This is a genomic window from Catenulispora yoronensis (genome assembly GCF_039531695.1).
Classification (GTDB): Bacteria; Actinomycetota; Actinomycetes; order Streptomycetales; family Catenulisporaceae; genus Catenulispora; species Catenulispora yoronensis.
Map to the genome: position 1 here is coordinate 1 of NZ_BAAAQN010000107.1, position 22,825 is coordinate 22,825.

Consider the following 22,825-nt stretch of genomic DNA (forward strand, 5'->3'; position numbering starts at 1 on the left):
TCCGGCGGCGCATCCCCGACAGCGCCGCCGTCCCCGGTCACGATTGGGGGCAGCGGCGCTGTCGGGAATATCAGCGTTGTCCCTCGCTCAGGCGAACACCGCCGCATTGCGCGCAGCCCAAGCCGAGAACGGCGCGGCCGGACGCCCCAGAACCTTCTCGACATCAGTGGTCGGCGTCCGCTCCACCTCGGTGGGCTCGCCCAGGATGGACAGCGTGCCCTCGACCACCGGAGCCGGCATGAACGCCGACATCTGCGCGTGCGCCTGCTCCCGGGTCTGCTCCAGGAAGGTCACCGGCGCGCCGATGGCCGCCGCGACCGCCTCGGCGCGCTCCCGAGGCGTGGTCGCGACCGGCCCTGTGAGAACGTACGTGGCTCCGTCGTGGCCGTCCTCGCTGAGCACCACCGCGGCCACCGCGGCGACGTCGTCGGGGTCGACGACGGGCAGGCCGGTGTCGGCGAACGGCGCGGCGGCGGTGCGGTGCGTGCGGATCGGCTCCGCCCAGGCGAACGCGTTGGAGGCCAAGCCGCCCGAGCGCAGCACGGTGTGGCGGAGCCCGGAGGCGGCCACGGCCTGTTCGAAGGAGTCGGCGTGCGCGTAGACGCCGGGGCGCGTGCCCACCCCCTGCGAGGACAGCAGCACCACCTTGGCCACCCCGGCCTCCTTCGCCCGGGCCAGCACCCCGGCCGGGTCCTCGCCGGCGACCAGCAGGAACAGCGCGTCCACGCCAGCCAGCGCGGGCTCCAGGCTCGCCGGGTCGCCCAGGTCGGCGGCGACGGCGCGCACCCCGGCGGGGACGTCGGAGTCCTGGATGGTGCGGGCCACCGCGGTCACCGGGTGGCCGCTCTCGGCCAGCGTGCGGACCAGCGTGCGGCCGACGTTCCCGGTGGCACCCGTGACGACGATCATGATGTGCTCCTTCAAATATCGCGAATACGCAGCTCACGCCGCTGTTCCACGGAGTGAGTTAGTTGGCTAACTGAAAAGAATGTTAGCCGACCGCCGCGACGGTGTCTATTCTTAGTTAGGTGACTGACTCAGCGCCGGCGACGACCGGGAAGAAGCCGACCGCCACACGTCCGCGCGCCGGCGGCAAGCGCGAACGGCTCGCGGCGGCCGCCGCCCAGGTGTTCCACCAGCAAGGCGTCGAGCGCACCACGCTGAGCGACATCGCCACCGCCGCCGACGTGCCGCTGGGCAACGTCTACTACTACTTCAAGACCAAGGACCAGCTGGTGGAGGCCGCGATCGGCAGCCACCTGGACACCCTGCGCGCCGCCACCGACCAGCTCGACCAGCTGCCCGAGCCCGCCGACCGGCTCAAAGCTCTGATCGGGGGGTGGATCGAGCAACGGGACATGGCCGCCCGCTACGGCTGCCCCTTCGGCACCCTCGCCGTCGAGCTCGACAAGCGCGAGGACGGCCTGGACCAGGCCGCCGCCGACGTCATGCAGGCCCTGATCGCCTGGGCCGAGAGCCAGTTCAGCCAGCTGGGCCACCCGGACGAGGCCCGCGACCTGGCCGTGGCCTTCATCGCCGCGTATCAGGGCATGTCGGTGCTGGCCAACACGCTGCGCGACCCGGAGATCATGACGTCCCAGGGCCACCGGCTCGCGGCCTGGATCGACACGCTGAGCTGAGCCCCATCCGGCCCTATTCCGCGTCGTCGTCGTCCGAGCCGGTGAACCGCGGCCTGCGGAACCACCGCCCGCCGGTCCCGGTCCCAGTCCCGGCGTCCACCGGAGCCGACGCCGTCGACCGGACGACGACCAACTGGTCGTCCGACCGGATCGGGCCGAGCCCGGGATCGTCGTAGGGAATCGGCTCGCCGCCCCGGACCACCGAGACCACCGACTCGCGCACCTGCTGGGGGACCAGCCCGACCTCGGCCGGCGCCGGCGGCCGTTCGACGATCCGCAGGTCCAGGTTGCCGGAGATCATCCGCTCGATGACTGTGCCGACCGTGGGGTTCACCGCGGCCTCGCCGACCAGCCCGCCGGCCGTCTCCGACGAGGTGACGACCACCGCCGCGCCGCCCTCGCGCAGCAGCGGGCCGTTCTCGGTCTGGTTCACCGACGCGGTGATCAGCACCTTGGGATTCAGGCGCCGCGCGGTGAGCACGGCCAGCACCGCCGTGTCGTCGCGCCCGGCGGTGACCAGGACGTGCGCCGCCTTGCCGATCTCGGCACGCTCCAGCACCGCCCGCCGAGTGCCGTCCCCGACGATGCCGACCAGCCCGGCCCGGTTGGCGTCGGACACCGTCTTGGGATCGCAGTCCACGACGACGATGTCCCGGGCCCGGTACCCGTTGACCAGCAGCGTCGCGACCGCCGCCCGGCCCTTGGTGCCGTAGCCGATGACCAGGGCGTGACCGCGCACCTTGCGCCTCCACTTCTGCTCGCGCCACTCGGCGCGGGTGCGCTCGGTCAGGGCCCGCAGCGTGGTCCCGACCAACAGGAACAGGAACCCGAGGCGCAGCGGGGTGATGACCAGGCAGTTGACCAGCCGGGCCCGGTCGGTGACCGGGACGACGTCGCCGTAGCCGATGGTGGTGAGTGTGACGACCGAGTAGTAGAACGCTGTCAGCCAGCCCACCGGGTGGCCCGCCGAATCGCGGTAGCCGCCCCGGCCGAGGTAGACGACCACCGCCGCCAGCAGCACCATCGACAAGGCCATGCCCACCCGCAGCGCGATGGCCGGCACCGGGCCCCAGTACCGCCGGGGGATGCGCAGCGTCGACCGGCTGGCCTCGACCAGCAGGCGGAAATCGACGTCGCAGTTGGCGGGGGCGACCGGGAAGGACACGTTACGTGTGTGACCTGTGGGTCTGGTGTGTAAACGGTTGACGTCGGCCGATGGGGCCGACTGCGCGATGGCCGCTTGCGACAGCGTTCCCGGGTATCACCGCGCCACAGCGGCAGCCGACACCAGCGTCGCGGCGGCGAGCGTCCCCCACAGCGCCGCCGGCCCGGCGGCGGCCAGCCCGGTGATCACCGCCGGCGACACCGCGAGCCCGAACCCGGTCGACACCTGGAACCGGGTCAGGGCACGGCCCAGCACCCGAGGCGGCGCGATGGTCGTGACCAGCGCTGTGGCGGCACCGGCGTAGACGATCTCGCCGAGCGTGCAGACCACGGAGACGGCGGCGATGGCCGGCGCGCCCCAGCCGTGGCCCAGCGGCGTCGCGACGAGGAAGCCCAGGTAGGAGGCGGTGAGGATGACGCCCGCGATCGCCAGCGCGGTGCGGCGGGAGAACCGCGCCATCCAGACGGTGACGGCGACTTGGAGCGTCACCACGAGCACGGTGTTGGCCACGAAGATGCCCGCCGACCAGGCCGGGGCAGCGTGGAGCCGGGTGACCAGCACCAGGGGGAGCGCGACCTCGGGGACGTTGAGGCAGAACACGTAGACGACATTGGCGGCGAGGAGGACGGCCATGCGGGGTGCGGGTTCCGGCTGCGAGCCCGGGTGCGAGTCCGATCGCGAGCCCGGCCGCGAGCCCGATCGCGACGCTGATCCCGGCCCGGAGTGGGGTTCGGGGGCCGAACCCGCGTCGGCCGGCTCGGCCTTGATCCGCACCGACCAGGCCAGCGCCGCGGCCGTCAGGTAGCTCAAGCCGGTGACGGCGGCGGTGCCCCGCAGGGCGGACGGTCCGCCCGCCAGCGCGCCGAGGGCGATGAGCGCCCCGAGACCCATGCCCCCGTTACGCAGCGACCGGGCGGCGGCGAGCGCCGCGTCGCGAGCCCGGCCATGGGCGACGGTCGCCACGAGCGCCGCGTGGGCGGCGGGCCAAGCCTGGTTCCCGATGCCCAGGAACAGGCACGCGACGGCGAACAGCACCGGCGAGCCGGCCGGCACGACCAGCAGCAGCAAGGTCCCGACCACGCGCACCAGCATCGACGCCGCGACCACCGTCGAGCGCGCGCCCCGGTCCAGCCACCGCCCGACCGCGGGCATCGCCAGCAGTCCGACGACGATGCCCGCGGTCATCGACACCCCGGTGGCCGGCGACGACAGGCCGAGGACCTTGATGCCGTAGAGGAGCAGGAACGGCCGGAGCAGACCGGTGCCGAGGGCGTCGACGGCCAGGGCCAGGGCGTAGCGGGGGCCGCCGGTGGCCCGGACGAGGTCGGGGATCCGGATCTTCGGGGCCGCGACGGTGACGGGAGCAGCAGCGGCGGCGGAAGCGGCGGCGGAAGCAGCGGGAAGGACGGCAACACCTGCGGAAGCAACAGCAGCGGAAGCAACAGCAGTGGAAATAACAGCGGAAGCAACGGCAGAAGAACCAGCAGTAGAGGAATCAGCAGCGGCGGTGGCGCAAGCGGTCATGCCGCCCACCGTCCCTCCGCCCCGCCGACGTCGTCACGTCGGTTGACGGATGGCGTCAATCGATGGCGCCGACCGGCCCCGGAGCGGCGATCATTGGGGTATGACCCTGCGCATCGACATCACCGGTCTGCCCGCCGAGCGGATGCTGTTCGCCGCTTCGCCCCTCGCCGAGCTGGCGTCGATGCTGCACGCGCTGGCGTCCACTGACCACCACCCGGAGCTCGCCCCCTGGGCCGCCGGCGTGCGGACGATGCTGCCGCCGGAGCTGACCGAGCGCCTTCAGGAGGCCGAGTTCCTCTGGCGCTCGTCCCGCGCGGACTTCCTGGTGCCGGCCCGGCCGCGTCCCACCCTCGTCGCCGAGCTAGACGACGTGGACCGCATCGATGACGAGGCCTACGTCGCCTCGGCGCTCATCACCACCTGCGGAAGCAACCGTCTGACCTTCCCGGGGCCTGCGGGCTCTGCGGGCTCCCCAGGCTCCGCAGGTCCAGCCCCCGCGGAGCGCTCGCCGCTGGCCGACCCGGCGGCCCGCGAACGCGCCCTGGACCTGGCCCAGGCGCGGGGCTCCGCGCAGGAAGCGTTCGCCGAACGCCTCCTCGCCGACCCGGCCGGGGTCCGCAGCCGGGTGCGGCAGACGCTCGAATGGTGCGCCGAAGCGTTCTTCGACGCCGCCTGGCCCACCGTGCTGCCGCAGCTCACCACGGACATCCGCCACAAGACCGACCTGCGCGAACGACAAGGGCTCGGCGCGGCGCTCGCGGCGGTGTCGTCCATGGTCCGCCTGGAGCCGGACAGCACCGCCATCGTCCTCGACAAGCTCCAGGACAACAGCACCTCGGGCCGCGACGCCGGCGTCACCTTCCTGCCCAGCGTCTACGGGCATCCGCACCTGGTCGCGGTGCACGCCGCAGGCTGGCGCCCGGTCGTGCAGTACCCGGTCGCCCGGGCCTCCGCGCCGCAGGCGGTGTCGCTGGAGATGATGCAGCTCCGGCTGGAAGCTCTCGCACACCCGGTCCGGCTCCGCCTGGTCCGCACCCTGGCGCGCGGCCCGCACACCACCGGCGAGCTGGCCCACGCCTGGGATCTGACGCCGCCGGAGGTCTCCCGCCATCTGGCGGCGCTGCGCCGCGCCGGGCTGCTGACCGCCGAGCGCCAGGGCCGCTACGTCCACTACCGCCTGGACCTGTCCGCGACCACGACGCTCGGCGCCGATCTGCTGGCCGCCGTTCTGCGCTAGAGAGCCGCACCCGCGTTCTGCCGGGTGCGGCTCTCCTGTTGCTGTACTCCTGTTACTGAACCGCTGTTGCTGAACTGCTGTTACTGAACTTCGGTTGCTGAACTCCTGCTGTTGAACTCCCACCGCTGAGTTCCGACTGCTGAGTTCCGACCGCTGAGTTCCCTACCGAGTGCGCCGTTCCTACTGCCGGGTGAAGTACGCCAACGTCGCGTCCGCCTTCGTCGGACACGGCCCCGACTGCGCGATGCCGTGCCGGTCCAGGAACGCCTTGGCGTGCGCCGCCGTCTGCAACAGGTGCTCGGCGACGCAGCGGGTCGACACCTCCAGCAGCCGCGACCCGTCGGGGTACGTCCACTCCTGGAGCTCCAGTCCGCCGCCCGGCCCGTCGTACCGCGACCGGGTGCGGTGCACCTCGACCGGTCCCAGCGCGTCGAGGTCGTCGACCGTGAGGTGCTCCGGCATGCGGCTGGCCAGCAGGAGCAGCTGCTGCTCGGAGAACAGCCTCCGCAGCGGCTCGCCGTTGTCGACGGCCCGCTCGACGGCGTTCCGGCCCAGCCGCCGCTTCAGCGCCCCGGAGCAGATGAAGCTGTCCGGCGTCAGATCCACCTCGACGGCGAAATCGGCGCACCGGCGTATCGAGTGCGGGACGCAGCCGGGATCTATCGGTCGCAGCTTCACGACCGAGTCGTTGGGCCGCTGCCCGCCGCGCAGCCGCACGAGCACGCCATGATGGCGCAGCGTCAGGTCGGGCGTGTCCAGGTAGTACACGTTCCGGATCCGTTCGGACCCGCCGCCCAGCGCCGCGCGCACGGCTTCGTAGGACGCGTCGTCGATCGTGAACTTCAGCTCCACATGACCGACCTCCCGGACCAGGGTGAACATCCGGTCCAGGTCGTCGCCGCCCATCCGCCATGCCTGACGGGCTGCCTTCCGCGCCGCTTTCTTCAGTGCCTCCAGTGCCGGCCACCTCCCGCCGGGTCGCTCGCCACCCCCGTTGGGCGGCCCGCAAAGGCTCCATTATTAACCATCGAGCGTTGATACCCGAGGAATTACTAGAGAAATCCTCAAGTTTCTGTCCAGAAGTACTGGTTAACGGGAGGTTAACGGAAGACTAACTTCCGGGTTCACCTGCGGCGGGGCCGCTGGTCGGCGGTCCGGATGGTGGACGCCGCCACTGAGGATTCCGTCTGACACCGAGCTCGTCGAGCTCCACCTGGTGCCCACTCTCGGTGCGGAGTTCCACACGCACCGTGTCTCCGGAGTCATGTTCCACATACTGCAACGGTGCTTGCTCGCCCTGCAGGTACTTGTCGCCCCACTGCATCAGGCCGAGGACGACCGGCAACAGGTCGCGTCCCATGTCGGTCAGCACGTACTCGTCGCGCGTGCGCCCGCCCTCGTCCCGATACGGCCGCTTCTCCAGCAGTCCGGCCTCGGTGAGGTGCCGGAGCTGCTTGGCCGCCACCTTCTCGGTGATCCCGATGCGCTGCGCGAAGCCGCTGAAGCGCGTGGTGCCGTAGTACGCCTCGCGCAGGATCAGCAGCGTCGAGCGCGTTCCCACGATCTCCAACGCCTTGACCAGCGAACAGTGGTCGGTCTTCCACGCGCTGAGATCGGCGAGCGCGCCTTCCATGACTGCCGGCATGCCCCCGATGCTACCCGGCATGGCTTTACTCGGGTACAGTCAGCTCCGGCTGGCTGGCTATACATATCTATAGCCAGCCTCGGCGACGGAGGGGAATCCATGCAGCCACAGGCCCGAACGCAGATCGAGACCGGCACCAGAACGCAGATCAGGACCGGCCCCGGAACCCAGCCCCAGACCGGCACGCACCGCCCCGGCGCCGTCATCTTCGTCCTGTGCCTGGCCGGCTTCATGGCCATGCTCGACGTATTCGTCGTCAACGTCGCGTTCCCGGCCATCGGCGACAGCTTCCACAGCGCCTCGCTCGCCGACCTCAGCTGGGTGCTCAACGCCTACACGATCGTCTACGCCGCGCTGCTCGTCCCGGCCGGCCGCTTCGCCGACCGCCACGGCCGCAAGCGGGCGTTCCAGGTCGGCCTCACCGTCTTCACCACGGCCAGCCTGGCCTGCGCCGCCGCCCCCGGCCTGTGGTGGCTGGTGGCCGCGCGCGTGGTGCAGGCCGCCGGCGCCGCCGCGCTCACCACCGCCAGCCTCGGCCTGCTGCTCACCGTGCTGCCCGCCGACCGCCGGGCCGGCGCCGTGAAGATCTGGGCCACGAGCAGCTCCGTGGCCGCCGCCCTCGGCCCCGTCGTCGGCGGCGCCGTGGTCCTGGTGTCCTGGCAGTGCGTCTTCCTGCTCAACCTCCCGGTCGGCGTGGTGGCGTTGGTCGCGGCCCGCCGCCTGGTCCCCGATCTGCACGACCCCCGCGCGGCTCGCGCCACCTCGGTCGACGCCGTCGCGGTGGTGGCGCTGACCGCCGCCATCGCGGCCGCGGCACTGGGGCTGGTGAAGGGCGGCGACTGGGGCTGGCAGGGGCCCGCGACCCTGACCGCGTTCGCCGTGGCGGCCGTCGCCGCCGCGGTCTTCGCGGTCCGCACCAAGCGCCACCCCGCGCCGGTCATCGACGTGGCGCTGCTGCGCGTGCCGAGCTTCGTCTGGGCCAATGTCACGGTCCTGCTGTTCTGCACCGCATTCAGCGCCCTGTTCCTGAGCGTGGTGCTCTGGATGCAGGACGGCGCGGGCTACTCGGCCATCGCCACCGGCCTGGCCATCCTGCCCGGCCCGGTGTCGGTGCCCCTGTTCGCGGCGCTCGCCCAACGCCTGGTCCGCCGGATCTCCGCGGGCACGGTCATCGCCCTGGGCAACCTGGTCTTCGCCGCCGGCGCCCTGCTCCTCGCCGCCTGCGCCTCGGCCGACGTGCACTACTGGCCGCAGGTCCTGCCCGGCTGGGTCCTCACCGGCATCGGCATCGGCCTGGCCCTGCCGACGATGATGGCCGCCGCCACCGCCGCCCTTCCGCCCGAGCGCGCCGGCACCGGCAGCGCGATGGTCAACACCGGCCGGCAGCTCGGCTACGTCCTCGGCGTCGCCGTCTTCGTCGCGATCATCGGCACGCTCGGCGCCGCGAAGCCCGGCGCCGCGCCGCACACGGCGTTCCAGCACGGATGGTGGTTCGTGGCGGGCGTGGCCGCGCTGAGCGCGGTGACCGGGCTCGGCGTTTCGCGGCGGGACTAGGCCTTCCTCCGTCATCGACCCCTTATGCTGACGTGCCGGAAAGTCGTCAATGAGTTGATAATAAGGGGCCTCTGTGACCTGTATGAATATGAACACCGCGACCAATGCAAGCAGCCGGACGGCGGCGAACGCGGCGGGTCGGTCGACCCGCCGGAGCCGGGCCCTGCGCCGCGTCCTGGCCGCCACCTCCGTCACCGCTCTGCTGTCACTGACCGGCCTGACCGGCCTGACCGCCGCCGGCGCGTCGGCCGCGACCCGGAACGTGTACGTCTCCAACCTGCGCGGCAACAGCGTCTCGGTCGTGGACCCCATCACCGGCACCGTCGTCGCGACCGTCCCGGTCGGCTCCTTCCCGTTCGGCGACGCGGTGTCGCCGGACGGTTCGCAGGCCTGGGTGGTCAACAATGGCAGCGACACCGTGTCGGTGATCGACACCGCCACGAACACCGTCACCGGCACGATCTCGGTCGGGCGGCTGCCGCAGACGGTCGCGTTCTCCCCGAACGGCGCCCGCGCCTATGTCGGCCACTTCATCAGCCCCGGGGTCGGCGGCGTCGACGTCATCGACACGGGCACCGACACGGTGATCACCGACATCCCCGTCGGCAACCAGCCCGCGGGCATCGCGGTCACCCCGGACAGCTCGCGCGTCTACGTCGCGGACTTCGTCGGCACCCAGGTCGACGTCATCGACGCCGCCACGAACACCCGGATCGCCACGATCTCCGCCCCCGGGGCGCGCACCCCGAACGCGATCACGATCTCGCCGGACGGCGCGCACGCCTACACCGCGAACTTCAACAGCAGCAACGTCTCGGTCATCGACACCGCGACGAATACCATCACCGGCCTGATCCCGGTCGGCTCCGGCCCGGGGAGCATCGCGGTCAACGCCGACGGCTCGCGCCTCTACGTCGCGAACGAGAACGCCAACACCGTCTCCGTGGTCGACACCGCGACCTTCTCCGTCATCGCGACCATCCCCGTCGGCTCGGTCCCCACCGCCGTGCTCGTGGACGGCGGCACCGTCTACGTCAGCAACGCCACCGGCAACACCGTGCAGTTCATCGACACCGCCACCAACACCGTCACCACCACCGTCCCGGTCGGCAGTGTTCCGATCGCGCTGGCCCAGGCTCCGGCGGCGCTCCCGCCGGTGGTCACCGGTGTGAGCCCGGATCACGGCCCGGAGACCGGCGGCACCGTGGTCACCATCACCGGCACGCACTTGACCGGCGCGACCGGCGTCTCGTTCGGTGCCACCCCGGCTGTTTCGTTCACCGTGGACAGCGATACCCGGATCACCGCCATGGCTCCGGCCGCCGCGTCCGTCGGCGCCGTGGCCGTCACCGTGACCACCCCGTCCGGCACCAGCGCGATCACCGCCGCCGACCAGTACACCTACACCTACGTGTTCGCCGGCTTCCTCAGCCCGGTGGCCAACGTCCCGGCGGTCAACCACTCCCACGCCGGCCAGGCCGTCCCGATCAAGTTCCGCCTCGGCGGCGACCAGGGCCTGAACGTGCTCGCGGCCGGCTCCCCGACCGCCACCCGCGTCAACTGCGCCACCGGCATGCCGGTGGGCGTCCCGACCCCGGCCGACAGCGCGGGCGGCTCGGGTCTGCAGTACGACCCGGGCACCGGCACCTACACGTACGTCTGGAAGACGCTGAAGGCCTACGCGGGCACCTGCCAGGTGTTCACGCTGACGCTCAACGACGGCACCACGCACGTCGCCGACTTCCAGTTCAGCTGACCCCTGCTTGCAGTTCAGCTGATCCCCTCGACGGGCTGAGCAGGCGCGGAACCACCGCGCCGGCTGCCCGGAACCCTCGCTGACGCGGCCCTCGCCCCCCTTCGAGCGCCGCGTCAGCGCCGTGTCAGGGGCGCGTCAGCCGCCGGCCGCACCGTAGCGGCATGGACAGCTCAGCGATCGCGGTCACGGGACTGCGCAAGAACTACGGCGACAAGCCGGTGCTGGCGGGCATCGACTTCGAGGTCGCCGCCGGAACGGTCTTCTCGATGCTCGGCCCCAACGGCGCCGGCAAGACCACCACGGTGAACGTGCTCACCACGCTGCTGGCCGCCGACGCCGGAACGGTGCGCGTCGCCGGCTACGACGTGGCCACCCAGACCAAGCAGGTGCGCGCCGCCATCGGCGTGACCGGGCAGTTCGCCGCCGTCGACGATCTGCTGACCGGCCGCGAGAACCTGCGGCTGATGGCCGATCTGCGGCGGATCAAGGACGCCGACCAGGTGGTGGCGCGGCTGCTGGAGCAGTTCGAGCTGACCGAGGCGGCCGGGAAGCCGACCTCCACCTACTCCGGCGGCATGCGGCGCAAGCTGGACCTGGCGATGACGCTGGTCGGCAGGCCGCGGATCATCTTCCTGGACGAGCCGACCACCGGCCTGGACCCGCGCAGCCGCCGCACGATGTGGCAGATCGTCCGCGAACTGGTCGCCGGCGGCACCACCATCTTCCTCACCACGCAGTACCTCGACGAGGCCGACCAGCTCGCCGACCAGCTGGTGGTGCTGGACCAGGGCCGCCTGGTGGCGCAGGGCACCCCGGCGGAGCTCAAGCGCCGGATCCCCGGCACCCACGTGCGGCTGCGCTTCGCCGATCAGCGGCAGCTGGAGGAGGCGGCCCGGATCCTGCCCGGCGCCCAGCCCGGCGCTGGCCACGGAGCCCAGCCCGGCACTCAGCCCGGCGCCGGCCACGACGACCAGGACCTGACCCTGCGGGTCCCCAGCGACGGCGGCTCCCGCTCCCTGCGCGACCTGCTGGACCGGCTCGCCGAGCACTCCCTGGACGCCGAGGAGTTCTCGGTCCACACCCCCGACCTCGACGACGTCTTCCTTGCCCTCACCGGACACGCCACCACGGAGGCGAACGCAGAATGAGCACCCTGGCCACTTCCCTCGGCGACTCGGCGATCATGCTGCGCCGCAACTTCAAGCACACCATCCGCAACCCGGTCACGGTGTTCAACGCCGTCCTGTTCCCGATCGTCATGATGCTGATGTTCGTCTACGTCTTCGGCGGCGCCATCAAGCCCGGCGGCGACTACATCGACTACGCGGTCCCGGGGCTGGTGGTCATGGCCATCACCTACGGCCTGGGCCCGACCGCGACCGAGGTCAACGACGACCTGACCAAGGGCGTCATCAACCGCTTCAAGACGATGGACGTCTCCCGGGGCGCGGTCCTGGCCGGCCACGTCGTCAGCACGACCGTCCGCGGCCTGATCGCGGTCGGCGCGATCCTCGGCGTCGGGTTCCTGATGGGCTTCCGCTCCCACGCGAGCATGGCGCAGTGGCTCGCCGCCGTCGGCGTCATCGTGCTGCTGGCCTTCGCCGCCAGCTGGCTGACGGTGGCCCTGGGGCTGGCCGCCAAGACCCCGGCCTCGGCCGGCCTGGCCACCGTCCCGCTGATCATGCTGCCGTTCCTGAGCAGCGCCTTCGTGCCGGCCGGCACTATGAAGACCGGGGTGAAGCAGTTCGCCGAGTACCAGCCGTTCACGCCGATCATCGAGACCCTGCGCGACCTGCTGACCGGCCACCACCCCTCGACCGGGCACCTGCTGGCGGCGCTGGCCTGGTGCGTCGGATTCGGGATCGTGGGCTTCCTGTGGTCGCTCTCCACGTTCAGCAAGCGGGCGTGACCCCGGCTCAGGGGGCGAGCACGAGCCCGACCAGGTCGGGCCACTCGGACCGGGTACCCTCCGCGACCGCCTCGGCGTAGTCCTCCGCGCCGAGGCGGCGCTGTGCTTCCTGCGCGACGCTCGCCACATCAGGGTGCGCATCATCCGGCAGCCCGCGCACCGCGGCGGCCGCCGCCAACAGCCGGGCCGCCTGGTCCGGCCGGTCCCGGCGCAGCGCGAAACCGGCCACGCCGACCAGCACCGTCGCTATCAACAGCGCATGACCGGCCTCGGGCGCAGCCCTCAGCGCCGCCGTGTGGTGGGCGCGCGCCTCTTCGAGGTCCTCCGCCAGGTGCGCGTGCAGATCGTGGATCATGGCGCGATAGTTCGGCTCCTGCGCCTGTTCGCCCAGCAGGTCGCTCGCGATGCCCAGCTGCCGCCGGGCCTCGTCGCGGTCGCCGTCCCACCGGGCCAGGTCCACCTTCGCCAGCGCCAGCTCCACCAGCGCGCTCGGCCACGTCACCCGCTCCGCGCTGCGCTCCGCCTCGGCCAGGGCGGCGGCGGTCGCGTCCCGGTCGCCGACCATCCGGTAGAGCACGGCCAGGCGCGAGCGGATCCGGATGACGTCCTCGACCGTGCCCGCCTCGGTGACGACCACGACCGCCCGCTCGTACAGCTCGCACGCCCGGCCGAACTCGCCGCGCATCGCCAGCCGCTCGGCCAGCTCGGACAGCGCGAAGGAGATGCCGAACCGCTCGCCGATCCGCTCGAACTCGGCCAGCGCCGCCTCCAGGAAGGCGTCCGCCTCGCGGCCGGCGTCGCCGAAGACGACGCGCATCTTGCCCATTTGCAGCCGGGCCAGGGCCCGGACCCAGGGATCCGGGTGGTCGAGCTGCGGTTCGAACGCCGTCAGCGCGGTCGTGGGGTCTTCGAGGATCCGCACGAGCGGGTCCACCAGCGCCGTTCCGGGATGGCTCCGTACGGCGGCCGGACTGGCGACGGCGGCCCGGTGCGCTTTGGTGATCCACTCCGCGGCCACGTTCTGATCGCCGCGTCCGCCGCTGACGAACATGGTCAGCAGCGCGTAGACGGTGACCTCAGCCTCGATGGTGGCTGCCGCACTTTCGCCGGCACCGTCCGGTGCGCCACCGCCGACCGTACTGCGCTCATACAGCCGGGACGCCGCCGTGAGCAGCTCGATGCCCTCGGCCCGATGCCCGCCGAGCCACCAGTACCAGCCAGAGGCCGCCGCCAGCCGCATCGCAGGCCACGCCGCCCCGGCCGCGAGCGCCCAGCGCATCGCCGATGTCAGGTTGTCATGATCGGCTTCGAGCGCCGCCAGCCACTTCAGCTGGTCGGCGCGGCGCAGGCGCGGTTCGGCGGTCTCGGCCAGGGCCGTGAAGAACTCCAGGTGCGCCAGGCGCGCCGATTCGGTCTCTCCGGCCTCGGCCAGCCGCATCGCCGCGTATTCCTTGACCGTGCCGCTCATCCGGTAGCGGGGCGCTCCCTCGCCGCGGGTCACCAGCAGCGACTTCTCGGTCAGGGCGGTGAGCAGGTCCAGGACGTCCTCCGGCTCGACCGCGCCGGCCAGCTCGGCGGTGTCCGCGGGCCTGTCGCCGCCGCCGACGCCGCCGCTGGCGCCACCGGCGCAAACCTCTTCGGCGGCCTCCAACCCGGCGCCGCCGGCGAACACCGCCAGCCGCCGCAGCACCCTGCGTTCGGCGGCGCTGAGCAACTCCCAGCTCCAGTCCACGACGGCGCGCAGGGTCCGGTGCCGGGGCAGCGCGGTGCGGCTGCCGCCGGTGAGCAGCCGGAACCGGTCGTCGAGCCGGTCGGCGAGCTGTTCCAGGGACATCGTGCGCAGCCGGGCGGCGGCCAGCTCGATGGCCAACGGCATGCCGTCCAGCGCGCGGCAGATCCGGGCCATCGTGGCCAGCGCCGCCGGATCGCCGGCCAGGTCCGGGCGCACCGCCTGGGCCCGGTCCCGGAACAGCCGCACGGCCGGGGCCGCCGCGATCTGCTCGCCGTCCGCCGCCTCGCCGGGCAGCGGCAGCGGCTCCACCGGCCACAGCGCCTCGCCGGTGATGCCGAGGGGCTCGCGGCTGGTGGCCAGGATCCGCAGCCGACGGCACTCGCCGAGCACCCGGTGCGCGAACACCGCCGCGGCCTCGATGACGTGCTCGCAGTTGTCGAGGATCAGCAGGGTCTCGCGGTCCCGGACCGCCGCGACGAACCGCTCCACCGCCTCGGCGTGGGAGGCGTCGCCGAGCAGCGTGTCGCGCAGGCCCAGCCCGGACAGCGCGGCCTGCGCCACGTCGCCGTCGGGGCCGATGGCGGCCAGCTCCACCAGCCAGGCGCCGTCCGGCAGGTCGGCGACCAGGCCGCGCGCCGACTCCTCGGCCAGCCGGGTCTTCCCGGCGCCGCCGGGGCCGGTCACGGTGGTGAGCCGGTGCCGGCCGACCAGGTCGCGGACCGCGGCCACGTCGGCGTCCCGGCCGACGAACGTGGTGAGCTCGGCGCGCAGGTTCGACTTGCGGGTCTCCTCCCGGCGGACGAGTTCGCCGCGCAGCAGGGCGACGTGCAGCTCGGACAGCTCCGGCGAGGGGTCCGCGCCCAGCGCGTCGGCGAGGGCCTCCCTCGCGCGCTGATACACCTGGAGCGCCTCGTTGTCCCGGCCGGCGGCGGCCAGGGCCCGCATCAGCGCCCCGGCGAGGCGCTCGCGCAGCGGATGCGCGGCCACCAGATCGGTGAGCTCGGAGACCAGGTCCGGACCGTGCCCGAGGGCGAGCTCGGCGTCGAAGCGCTCCTCGGCGGCGGTCAGCCGCAGGGCTTCGAGTCGGACCGCTGCCGCCTCGCAGGCACCGCTGTCCGCCAGCCCGACGTCCTGCATGGCCGCGCCGCGCCACAGTGTGAGGGCCTCGCGCAGCAGCCGGGCGCGGGTCGCGACGTCACCCGTGCCGGCCTGCCCGCCGGCCTGCGCGGCGACCACCAGCCGCTCGAACCGGACGGCGTCGACCGCGTCCGGCTCCACCCCCAGGCGATAACCCTCGGGCAGCCCTTCGAAAGCCGCCTCCGGGAGCGCCTTGCGCAGGCGGGAGACCAGGCGTTGCAGCGCGTTCGCGGCGTCCGCCGGCGGATTCTCGCCCCAGATCCAGTCGACCAGCACGGCCTTCGGCACCACGTACCCGGGACGCAGCGCGAGCGCGACCAGCAGCCCGCGCAGCCGGGCACCGGGCACGTCGGCCAGGGCGCCGTCTGACGTGCGGACTTCCAACGGCCCCAGCATCGCGATGTGCACCCGCCGATCCTGCCATGCGGGGTGGACCGCCGCATGGTCCGGTGTCCCCGCCGCGAAACCCAGGATGTTCGGCCCCTCCGGGACGTCGGCCGCAGACCCCGCCGCAATGTATAAGGACCCTGTCTTCCTCGACCGCGCCCGGAATCGGCGAAAGAGCTGCTCACGGCCGGTGGGCGCGCGGCCGTGGACCAGAGTAACCCGCTTGCTCTACTCGCTCTCCACCGTTCCTTGAATGCTTCTCGTGTCAGGTTCCACCAACCCAGCAGGGGAGAAGGATCATGAAGTCCACCACGAAGATGAAGCGTGCCGCGGCCAAGAAGATCAGCGTCCGTCGCACCGGCGACGTGCGCCTGACCACGGCGGCGTTCTGCACCGACGCCTGCTACTGGCAGCACGCGGCCTGAGCCGTCTTCCAGGTCTGACGGGCCGGCCCTGACCGGCCCGTGACCGATCGACACCCGGGGACGGTCCGGTGCACCCAGCAGCACCGGGCCGTCCCCTTCCGGACCCTTGGGAGGGCCGATGGCCGACACGGGCCTTGAGTTCCATCCCCTGAGTTTCGTGACCGAGGGGACCGACGTGGTGGTCGGCCGGGCCGACACCGGGACCTACGCGGTGCTGCCCGACGACGGCGCCGCCCTGCTGCGCCGGCTGAGCGCCGGAGTGAGCCGCGACGAGGCCGCCGCCTGGTACGAACACTGCTACGGCGAACCGGTCGACGTCGACGACTTCGTCGCCACCCTGCACGAACTCGGGTTCCTCCGGGCCGCCGGCAGCACGGCCGCGGCCCCCGCCCCGCTCGGCCCGCCGCGCTTCCAGCGGCTCGCGCGTGCGCTGTTCTCGGCCCCGGCCTGGCTGCTCTACGCCGCCCTGGTCGCCGCCGCCGCCATCGCGCTCGCCCGCCACCCCGACCTGCGGCCGGCGTCCTCGCACGTCTACTTCACCGGCTCGCTCACCACCGTCACCCTGGTGCTGATCTTCGGCCAGCTGCCGCTGGCCGCGCTGCACGAGTCCTACCACGTGCTGGCCGGGCAGCGCCTCGGCCTGCACAGCTCCCTGGGCGTCAGCAACCGCTACAACTACGTGGTCTTCGAAACCCGGACCAACGGCCTGTACAGCGTCCCGCGCCGCCGCCGCTACCTGCCGTTCCTGGCCGGGATGGTGGTCGACGTCGTCGCCTTCGCCGCGCTGGCGCTGCTCGCCGCGGCGCTGCGCACCCCCGGCGGCACGATCCCGCTGGCCGGGCGCGTCTGCCTGGCGCTGTCCTTCGCCGTCGCCGCCCGCCTGGGCTGGCAACTGCTGCTGCACCTGCGCACCGATCTGTACTACGTCCTGAGCACCGCGCTGAACTGCTACGACCTCCACGAGGCGAGCAAAGCGATCTTCGCCAACCGGATACGGCGCCGCACCGGCCGTCTCCGGGCCGGCCGCCCGAGCCCGCGCCTGGTCGACGAGACCCAGTGGACCGACCGCGACCGCCGGATCGGCGCCTGGTACGGCTGGCTGATCGCGGTCGGCTTCACCGCCACCATCGGCCTGGCGGTCTTCGTGACCGGACCCGTCGCCGTCACCTTCGTGGCCCGCACCGTTTCCGGCGTCGCCACCGGCGCGGGTACCTGGCACTTCTGGGACTCCCTGGTCTCCCTGGTCGTCTTCACCGTCCAGATCGCGCTGCCGGCCACCCTCGCCCTGCGGAAGCGACGCCACCGCTCCGGACGCAAACCCAAGCTGGTCAACGCCTGAAGGAGGGACTCCGATGTCCGCCCACCTGCACGTCGTCGGCGCTCGCGCCCGAGACCGCCGCCCGTTCCTGGAACGGCCCGGGACCCCGGCCGTGTTCGCCTCCTGCCACCAGGGCCTGCGCGGCCCCTACACCGGGGTCGACACCGTCCTGGCCGCGATCCTGCCCGACGCCGCCCGGCGCTGGCCCGGGCTCGTCGACTACCACCGCATGGAGATCCTGGAAGCCATCCCGGAGCTCACCGAGCTCATCGGGCCGGCCCCGCGCACCCTGGCCAAGGACGCGCCGTTCGTCGAACGCACCCGCTGGTACGGCAAGACCATGACCCGCAGCTTCTCCCAGGGGATCATCACCTTCCTGCGCGAGTACGCCCACCGGCTGCGCCAGGCCGGCGCCGAACCCCCGCCGCTGGTGCTCGACGACGTCCACCGCGCCGAGATCACCACCCAGGAGTTCGTCGCCTTGCTGCTGCGCCGCCTGGACGCCGACCTGTGGCCGGTGACCGTCGGCACCGACGGCGACAGCCCGCTGGAGCCGGCCCTGGCCGTCGCCCTGGCCGACCACACCGACTGGGAGTACGCGCCCGCGACGCCCGAGCCCGGCCCCCGCACCCCGGCCGAACTCGCGGCCGAGTACATCCAGCTCGACGGCACCTGCGACGACCCGGCGGTCCACGAGGCGTACCTGGCCCTGGACCCCGAGGACCGCGCGGCCCTGCACGACAAGCGCGCCGACGAACTCGACGCCGGCGCCGGCTGGGGCGTGCGCGTCGCGGCCCTGGTCTTCCACCGCGAACGCGGCACCGACCCGCACGGCCTGGGCCTGGCCGCCGTCGAGGACGCCGCCGAATACCTGACGGTGATGGGCTTCCAGCACGCCGCCGCCGACATGTGCGAACGCGGCCGCGCCCTCACCGACCCGGACAAGGAGGCCGCGGCCTACCGCAAGTTCTCCAACATCCTCATCGCCCAGACCATGGGCCTGGGCCGCCTCCACGAATCGGCCGAGCTGTGCAGCGAGGTGCGGCGCCGCTACGCGCACCCCACCACCCACATGACCACCAGCTACTTCATGGCGATGATCTACACCCGCTTCGCCACCCCGCGCGACCACGACAAGGCCCTGGAATACCAGAACACCGCCGTGGTCATCGCCAACGGCCTGCCCGACGAGCGCGACCGCATGATCTACTCCGGCTTCCAGGACAACGGCCTGGCCCTGATCGAGATGCACCGCGGCAACCTGGCCCACGCCCTGGAACTCGTCGAGCACGCCATCGCCCGCAGCGACGGCCGCCTGGCAGCCGACGAATGGGTCCTGCACCGCTCCCAGCTCTACTACAACCGGGCCCGGCTGTTCGGCGCCCTGGGCCGCACCGACGAGGCGTACGCCGGGTTCACCACGCTCCACGAGATGGACCCCTACTACACCGACTACCTGTCCGAACGCGCCAAACTCTCCCGCGCCGCCGGCGACCTGGAGGCCGCCGTCCGCGACTACGACCTCGCCGCCGAACTCGGCCCGCCCTTCGTCGAGCTCTACCACAACCGCGGCTCCGCCCTGGCCGAACTCGGCCGCGCCGACGAGGCGCTCGCCGACTTCGACTACGTCCTGGACATGGAACCCGACGAGGGCGACACCCTGATCAGCCGCGCCGAACTCCTCCTCGACGAGGGCCGCCTGGAAGCCGCCGCCGCCGACGTGGAACGGGCCATGAACCTCTTCGACGCCGACGCCCGCCTGTTCTGCCTGCGCGGCATGGTCCACCTCGCCGCCGACGACCCCGCCCAAGCCGTGATCTGCCTCGACGCCGCCCTGGAACTGGACCCCGACTACCCGGCCGCCCTGGTCAACCGCGCCGTGGCCCTGTTCGACCTCGCCGACCCCACCCGCTCCGTCGCCGACCTGACCCGCGCCCTGGAACTCTCCGACCCCGACCCCGACCTCCTGCTCAACCGCGGCATCGGCTACGCGGCCTGCAACAACCCGACCTCCGCCCTCGCCGACTTCGACGAAGCCCTGACCCTCCCCGAAGCCGACATCCCCGAACTCCTCTACCACCGCGGCCTGTGCCTGCTCGACCTCGGCGACCGCACCCGCGCCGAAGCCGACCTCCAAGCCAGCCGCCGCTCCGGCGCCCACACCACCGAAATAGACACCCTGCTGGCCGTCTGACCCACCCGGCGCGGACCACCGGTCCGCCCCCCCAACCCGCCATGACGAGGAGGACCCACCATGCCCATCGACACCACCACCTTCCGCGACGTCATGGCCCACGTAGCAATGCCGGTCACGGTAGTGACCACCCTGGACCCCCAAGGCCGCTGGCACGGCGCCACCATCGGCTCCCTCACCTCCCTGTCCCTGGACCCACCCCTGGTGATGTTCGCCCTGGGCCGCACCACCACCCTCCACCACCCCCTATGCGCCAGCCCCCGCTTCGCCATCAGCATCCTGACCAGCACCCAACACCACCTCGCCACCCGCTTCGCCGGCACCCCCACCACCCGCTTCGACGGCGACGTAGCCTTCCTCAACGGCCTCCCCATAGTCGACGCCGCCACCGCCTGGCTGATCTGCGACCGCTGGCAACTCATCCCAGCAGGCGACCACACCATCGTGATCGGCCAAGTCGACAACGCAGTCCAGGGCCCAGAGGCACCCACCGGCCCCCTGGTGTACCACCAGCGGCGCTACCACGGACTTGAGGCTTTGGAGACGGCAGGGGCAAAGGCGGCGTAGGACGAGGACGAGGCGGGGTGGCTTGAGGGCTGAGCCCTCGCCACCCCGCTGATTTCTGCTGGGGCGGAACGCGGATTCGGCCAACGGCAAGCCCGACGCCAACGGGCCTACCGGCAGCCGCGAGCGAATCAGCATCCTGAGCGGGACGGATTGCTACCGGCAGCCGGAAGCCTAAAGGACGCGGCCATCCTCAACGGACTCCAACCGGCGGCCGGAAGCCTAAAAGGACATCACCATCCTCAACGGGCTCCTATCGACAGCCGCAAGTCTGAATCGACTCCCGGGCCGCCGAGATTGTCAGTCCCCTGCCTGGGTTTTTGGTTCGTTCCCCTCGGTCACGTCGGCAGGGCTTTGCCTACAGTGCCGCCGACCGGGTGTCAAGTTCATGCAAGCGCAACCGCCGCCCAACAACTCTTACCGCAGCGGCATGGACTTTACACCCGGGCGGCGGCGCTGTACCCGTAGGGCTGCCGACGTGGCCGAGGGGAACGAACCCCCACCTCGCCAACCGCCAGCGCAGGGCCCTGAATGTACCGACCTATGGAGCCGGCGCCAGTTCCCCGAGGGATCCGAGGCCCCCGCTGGAGGCGCCTGCCTTTGACTTGACCCCAACCCGCACCCAAAAACCCAACCCAACAACAACTCTCCCAGCCCACTTACAAATTCTCTAGCTTAACCATTGCTCCCACCAAAGCCTCCAACTCCACCCCCTCCTCCACCCCCACCACCCCCACACAAAAACACCCGCAAATCAGCCCTCCCCGTCAACCCCAACTTGTCATAAGCCCGCTGCAAATAATTCGAAACCGTCCTCGGCGACAACCCCAACCGCGCAGCAATCTGCGGCGTAGAAGCGCTCGGCGCAAGCAAAACAACCTCCCGCTCCCGAGGCGTAAGCCGACTCCGCAACCTCCACTGATCCAACAACGGCGTCCGCGCCCCCTCACACCGCTGTGCCAGCGCCTCCCCCCGCTCGTGAAACACCGCAGCCGACGCCTGCCGCCCCCGCAACCGCCGAGCCTGCGCCGCAGCCGTAGCCGTCTCAGCCGCCAACAGAACAAAACCAAGCTTCTCGAACCCATCCGTAGCGTCGCCAAGAGCACTCTCATCCCGCCGCGCCAACCCCCGCGCCGCAACAGCCATCGCCGCCACTGCCTCGCCCTCAACAAGCGTCGCCAGCTTCGCCAGCCGCGCATGAACAGCACTCGCCGCCCCAAGCCGCGCGGCGTCATACAGCGCCGACGCCTCCAGCGCGAGAAAACCATTCTCCAACGCCACCTCAGCAGTGCACTGACACAGCCTCGCCCCGCGCGACAGATCCCCCTCCGCAACAGCAGTCCAAGCGCGCCCCAGCCCAACCCAAGGCTCGAACATCGCGCTCCGCCTCGCACCTTTGTGCTCAGCCCGGGCAAGCCACACCCGCGCCGGCTCCACTCTTCCCTCCACCCCTCTCTCCACCCCTTCCTCCGCCGACGCCCCCACCATCGCCGTCACCACCGCCAACTCCGCAAACAAAACCCCCCGCAACCCACCCCACCCCTCACCCGGCACCAACAACAACGCCTCCCTTAGCCACCCCTCCGCAGTCCGCACCCGCCCTTCCCCTCGCGCAACCGCCCCCAGCAACGCCGCCCACATCCCAGCGACCGGCCGCACCCCCGCACCCACTGCCTCGCCATATCCACGCTCAGCCAACTGCCGAGCCGACGCCAGCTCCCCACACGCCAACCGCGCCATCCCAGCCCCGAGCGCCAACTGCGCGCCAGCCCACAGGCCCTCAGTTCTCAACCTCTCAACGCTCAAATCTCCAGCTCTCAAATCTCCAGCTCTCAAATCCCCAGCGCTCAACCTTTCAGTGCTCAAATCCCCAGCGCTCAAATCCCTCACCCCCTCCCGATAAATCACTTCACTCAACCCCAACCGCCCCTGCAACCCAGCCGCCGCAGCCCCCGCCCCCGCCGCCCAAACCCGCGCCTCCCGCATCACCCCCACCCCCGCCAACACCGCCCGCGAAGTAGTCAACGCCTGCCCCGCACGTCCATCAGCCAACTGCACCCACGCCCGCTTAGCCTCAGTCCGATCCCGCCCCGCCCCCCGCAACGCATGCTCCGCCACAAACGCCGACTGCCCCAACCCGAAGTACCGGATCTCCGCCGTCAACTCCGCCCACATCACCGCATCCCCATCCCCATCTCCAACCCCATCCCCAACCATCACCCGCGCCGGCAACACCTCCGCAGCCCGCCAATACTCACCCTGCAACAACAAAACGCGGCTATACGCCAAATCCGCCTTCACCCCAGGACAATGCGTCCGCGCCGCCACAGCCAACTCTTCAGCCAACGCCAAATCAGAACACTGAACCGCACGCCAAGCAGCCTGCAAAAAATACTCAGGCCGCACCACGATCCCAGCCCTCAACTGCCACTCCGCCGCCCGCATCACCCAATCCCCACCGCCACCCTCCAAACTCCCCAACGGCTCACGCAAAACCGCCGCCAGCAACCTGCGATAAATCCGCCGCGAATCCCCTCGCTTCACCAACACCCTCACCAAAGGTCCCGACAACGGCGGCGCCACAACGACAACTGGTTCGCCACCCCCACCCCCACCCCCACCGACCGAGGTACTCCCC

17 protein-coding genes are annotated in these 22,825 nt (G+C 71.6%); 10 read left to right on the forward strand and 7 right to left on the reverse strand.

Annotated features, from left to right (window positions below; translation table 11 throughout):
* Nucleotides 1–87: 87 nt before the first annotated feature.
* Nucleotides 88–909: an SDR family oxidoreductase gene (locus tag ABD481_RS45120; protein WP_344672103.1), complete on the reverse strand. Its 822-nt coding sequence runs from the start codon at nt 907–909 to the stop codon at nt 88–90.
* Between the two features lie 119 nt (nt 910–1,028).
* Between ABD481_RS45120 and ABD481_RS45125 the strand changes: the two genes are divergently transcribed.
* Nucleotides 1,029–1,640: a TetR/AcrR family transcriptional regulator gene (locus ABD481_RS45125; RefSeq protein WP_344672104.1), complete on the forward strand. Its 612-nt coding sequence runs from the start codon at nt 1,029–1,031 to the stop codon at nt 1,638–1,640.
* Between the two features lie 13 nt (nt 1,641–1,653).
* On the opposite strand, the gene ABD481_RS45130 is transcribed toward ABD481_RS45125, so the two are convergent.
* Nucleotides 1,654–2,805 (reverse strand): potassium channel family protein, encoded by a 1,152-nt coding sequence (locus ABD481_RS45130; RefSeq protein WP_344672105.1) that lies wholly within the window; start codon nt 2,803–2,805, stop codon nt 1,654–1,656.
* Between the two features lie 96 nt (nt 2,806–2,901).
* Nucleotides 2,902–4,329: an MFS transporter gene (locus tag ABD481_RS45135; protein ID WP_344672106.1), complete on the reverse strand. Its 1,428-nt coding sequence runs from the start codon at nt 4,327–4,329 to the stop codon at nt 2,902–2,904.
* 100 nt (nt 4,330–4,429) lie between these two features.
* On the opposite strand from ABD481_RS45135, the gene ABD481_RS45140 reads away from it, so the two are divergent.
* Nucleotides 4,430–5,566: a DUF5937 family protein gene (locus ABD481_RS45140; protein WP_344672107.1), complete on the forward strand. Its 1,137-nt coding sequence runs from the start codon at nt 4,430–4,432 to the stop codon at nt 5,564–5,566.
* Nucleotides 5,567–5,746: 180 nt separating this feature from the next.
* Here ABD481_RS45140 and ABD481_RS45145 read toward each other — a convergent pair whose 3' ends face one another.
* Nucleotides 5,747–6,472: an adenylate cyclase gene (locus ABD481_RS45145; RefSeq protein ID WP_344672108.1), complete on the reverse strand. Its 726-nt coding sequence runs from the start codon at nt 6,470–6,472 to the stop codon at nt 5,747–5,749.
* Between the two features lie 205 nt (nt 6,473–6,677).
* Complete coding sequence (locus tag ABD481_RS45150; protein WP_344672109.1) at nt 6,678–7,211, reverse strand: winged helix-turn-helix transcriptional regulator; 534 nt, start codon at nt 7,209–7,211, stop codon at nt 6,678–6,680.
* A 99-nt stretch (nt 7,212–7,310) separates the two neighbouring features.
* On the opposite strand from ABD481_RS45150, the gene ABD481_RS45155 reads away from it, so the two are divergent.
* The 4 genes from ABD481_RS45155 to ABD481_RS45170 all read left to right on the forward strand — a co-directional run bounded on the left by ABD481_RS45155 (nt 7,311) and on the right by ABD481_RS45170 (nt 12,430).
* Nucleotides 7,311–8,765, forward strand: a complete 1,455-nt coding sequence (locus ABD481_RS45155) for an MFS transporter (RefSeq protein WP_344672110.1) — start codon at nt 7,311–7,313, stop codon at nt 8,763–8,765.
* A gap of 82 nt (nt 8,766–8,847) precedes the next feature.
* Nucleotides 8,848–10,521, forward strand: coding sequence for a PxKF domain-containing protein (locus tag ABD481_RS45160; RefSeq protein ID WP_344672118.1), 1,674 nt, complete (start codon nt 8,848–8,850; stop codon nt 10,519–10,521).
* A gap of 161 nt (nt 10,522–10,682) precedes the next feature.
* Entirely contained in the window at nt 10,683–11,669 is a 987-nt protein-coding gene (locus ABD481_RS45165; RefSeq protein WP_344672111.1) for an ATP-binding cassette domain-containing protein, read from the forward strand.
* Nucleotides 11,666–12,430 carry an ABC transporter permease gene (locus ABD481_RS45170; protein WP_344672112.1) on the forward strand — a complete coding sequence of 255 codons (765 nt, stop codon included), beginning with the start codon at nt 11,666–11,668 and terminating at the stop codon, nt 12,428–12,430. The genes ABD481_RS45165 and ABD481_RS45170 overlap by 4 nt, the downstream gene beginning before the upstream one ends.
* Nucleotides 12,431–12,437: 7 nt before the next feature.
* Here the strand turns inward: ABD481_RS45170 and ABD481_RS45175 are convergent, their stop codons facing one another.
* Nucleotides 12,438–15,707 carry an AfsR/SARP family transcriptional regulator gene (locus tag ABD481_RS45175; protein ID WP_344672113.1) on the reverse strand — a complete coding sequence of 1,090 codons (3,270 nt, stop codon included), beginning with the start codon at nt 15,705–15,707 and terminating at the stop codon, nt 12,438–12,440.
* A 278-nt stretch (nt 15,708–15,985) separates the two neighbouring features.
* On the opposite strand from ABD481_RS45175, the gene ABD481_RS45180 reads away from it, so the two are divergent.
* The 4 genes from ABD481_RS45180 (at nt 15,986) to ABD481_RS45195 (ending at nt 20,190) form a co-directional block, all read left to right on the forward strand.
* A complete protein-coding gene (locus tag ABD481_RS45180; RefSeq protein WP_344672114.1) occupies nt 15,986–16,111 on the forward strand; it encodes a hypothetical protein in 126 nt (41 codons plus the stop codon).
* A gap of 157 nt (nt 16,112–16,268) precedes the next feature.
* A complete protein-coding gene (locus tag ABD481_RS45185) occupies nt 16,269–17,450 on the forward strand; it encodes a PqqD family protein (RefSeq protein WP_344672115.1) in 1,182 nt (393 codons plus the stop codon).
* Nucleotides 17,451–17,463: 13 nt separating this feature from the next.
* A complete protein-coding gene (locus ABD481_RS45190) occupies nt 17,464–19,623 on the forward strand; it encodes a tetratricopeptide repeat protein (protein ID WP_344672116.1) in 2,160 nt (719 codons plus the stop codon).
* 60 nt (nt 19,624–19,683) lie between these two features.
* A complete protein-coding gene (locus ABD481_RS45195; RefSeq protein ID WP_344672117.1) occupies nt 19,684–20,190 on the forward strand; it encodes a flavin reductase family protein in 507 nt (168 codons plus the stop codon).
* Nucleotides 20,191–20,862: 672 nt separating this feature from the next.
* Here ABD481_RS45195 and ABD481_RS47565 read toward each other — a convergent pair.
* The gene (locus tag ABD481_RS47565; RefSeq protein ID WP_425559428.1) at nt 20,863–22,632 is read right to left on the reverse strand and encodes a LuxR C-terminal-related transcriptional regulator; all 1,770 of its coding nucleotides are present in this window, start codon (nt 22,630–22,632) and stop codon (nt 20,863–20,865) included.
* Nucleotides 22,633–22,825 lie beyond the last annotated feature (193 nt).

What these genes read in the sequence shown, in the direction of transcription:
- ABD481_RS45120 (WP_344672103.1), bottom strand. Translation starts at nt 909, where the DNA reads ATGATCGTCGTCACGGGTGCCACCGGGAACGTCGGCCGCACGCTGGTC.
- ABD481_RS45135 (WP_344672106.1), bottom strand. Translation starts at nt 4,329, where the DNA reads ATGACCGCTTGCGCCACCGCCGCTGCTGATTCCTCTACTGCTGGTTCT.
- ABD481_RS45140 (WP_344672107.1), top strand. Translation starts at nt 4,430, where the DNA reads ATGACCCTGCGCATCGACATCACCGGTCTGCCCGCCGAGCGGATGCTG.
- ABD481_RS45145 (WP_344672108.1), bottom strand. Translation starts at nt 6,472, where the DNA reads ATGGGCGGCGACGACCTGGACCGGATGTTCACCCTGGTCCGGGAGGTC.
- ABD481_RS45150 (WP_344672109.1), bottom strand. Translation starts at nt 7,211, where the DNA reads ATGCCGGCAGTCATGGAAGGCGCGCTCGCCGATCTCAGCGCGTGGAAG.
- ABD481_RS45155 (WP_344672110.1), top strand. Translation starts at nt 7,311, where the DNA reads ATGCAGCCACAGGCCCGAACGCAGATCGAGACCGGCACCAGAACGCAG.
- ABD481_RS45160 (WP_344672118.1), top strand. Translation starts at nt 8,848, where the DNA reads ATGAATATGAACACCGCGACCAATGCAAGCAGCCGGACGGCGGCGAAC.
- ABD481_RS45165 (WP_344672111.1), top strand. Translation starts at nt 10,683, where the DNA reads ATGGACAGCTCAGCGATCGCGGTCACGGGACTGCGCAAGAACTACGGC.
- ABD481_RS45170 (WP_344672112.1), top strand. Translation starts at nt 11,666, where the DNA reads ATGAGCACCCTGGCCACTTCCCTCGGCGACTCGGCGATCATGCTGCGC.
- ABD481_RS45180 (WP_344672114.1), top strand. Translation starts at nt 15,986, where the DNA reads ATGAAGTCCACCACGAAGATGAAGCGTGCCGCGGCCAAGAAGATCAGC.
- ABD481_RS45190 (WP_344672116.1), top strand. Translation starts at nt 17,464, where the DNA reads ATGTCCGCCCACCTGCACGTCGTCGGCGCTCGCGCCCGAGACCGCCGC.
- ABD481_RS45195 (WP_344672117.1), top strand. Translation starts at nt 19,684, where the DNA reads ATGCCCATCGACACCACCACCTTCCGCGACGTCATGGCCCACGTAGCA.
- ABD481_RS47565 (WP_425559428.1), bottom strand. Translation starts at nt 22,632, where the DNA reads ATGCGGGCGGCGGAGTGGCAGTTGAGGGCTGGGATCGTGGTGCGGCCT.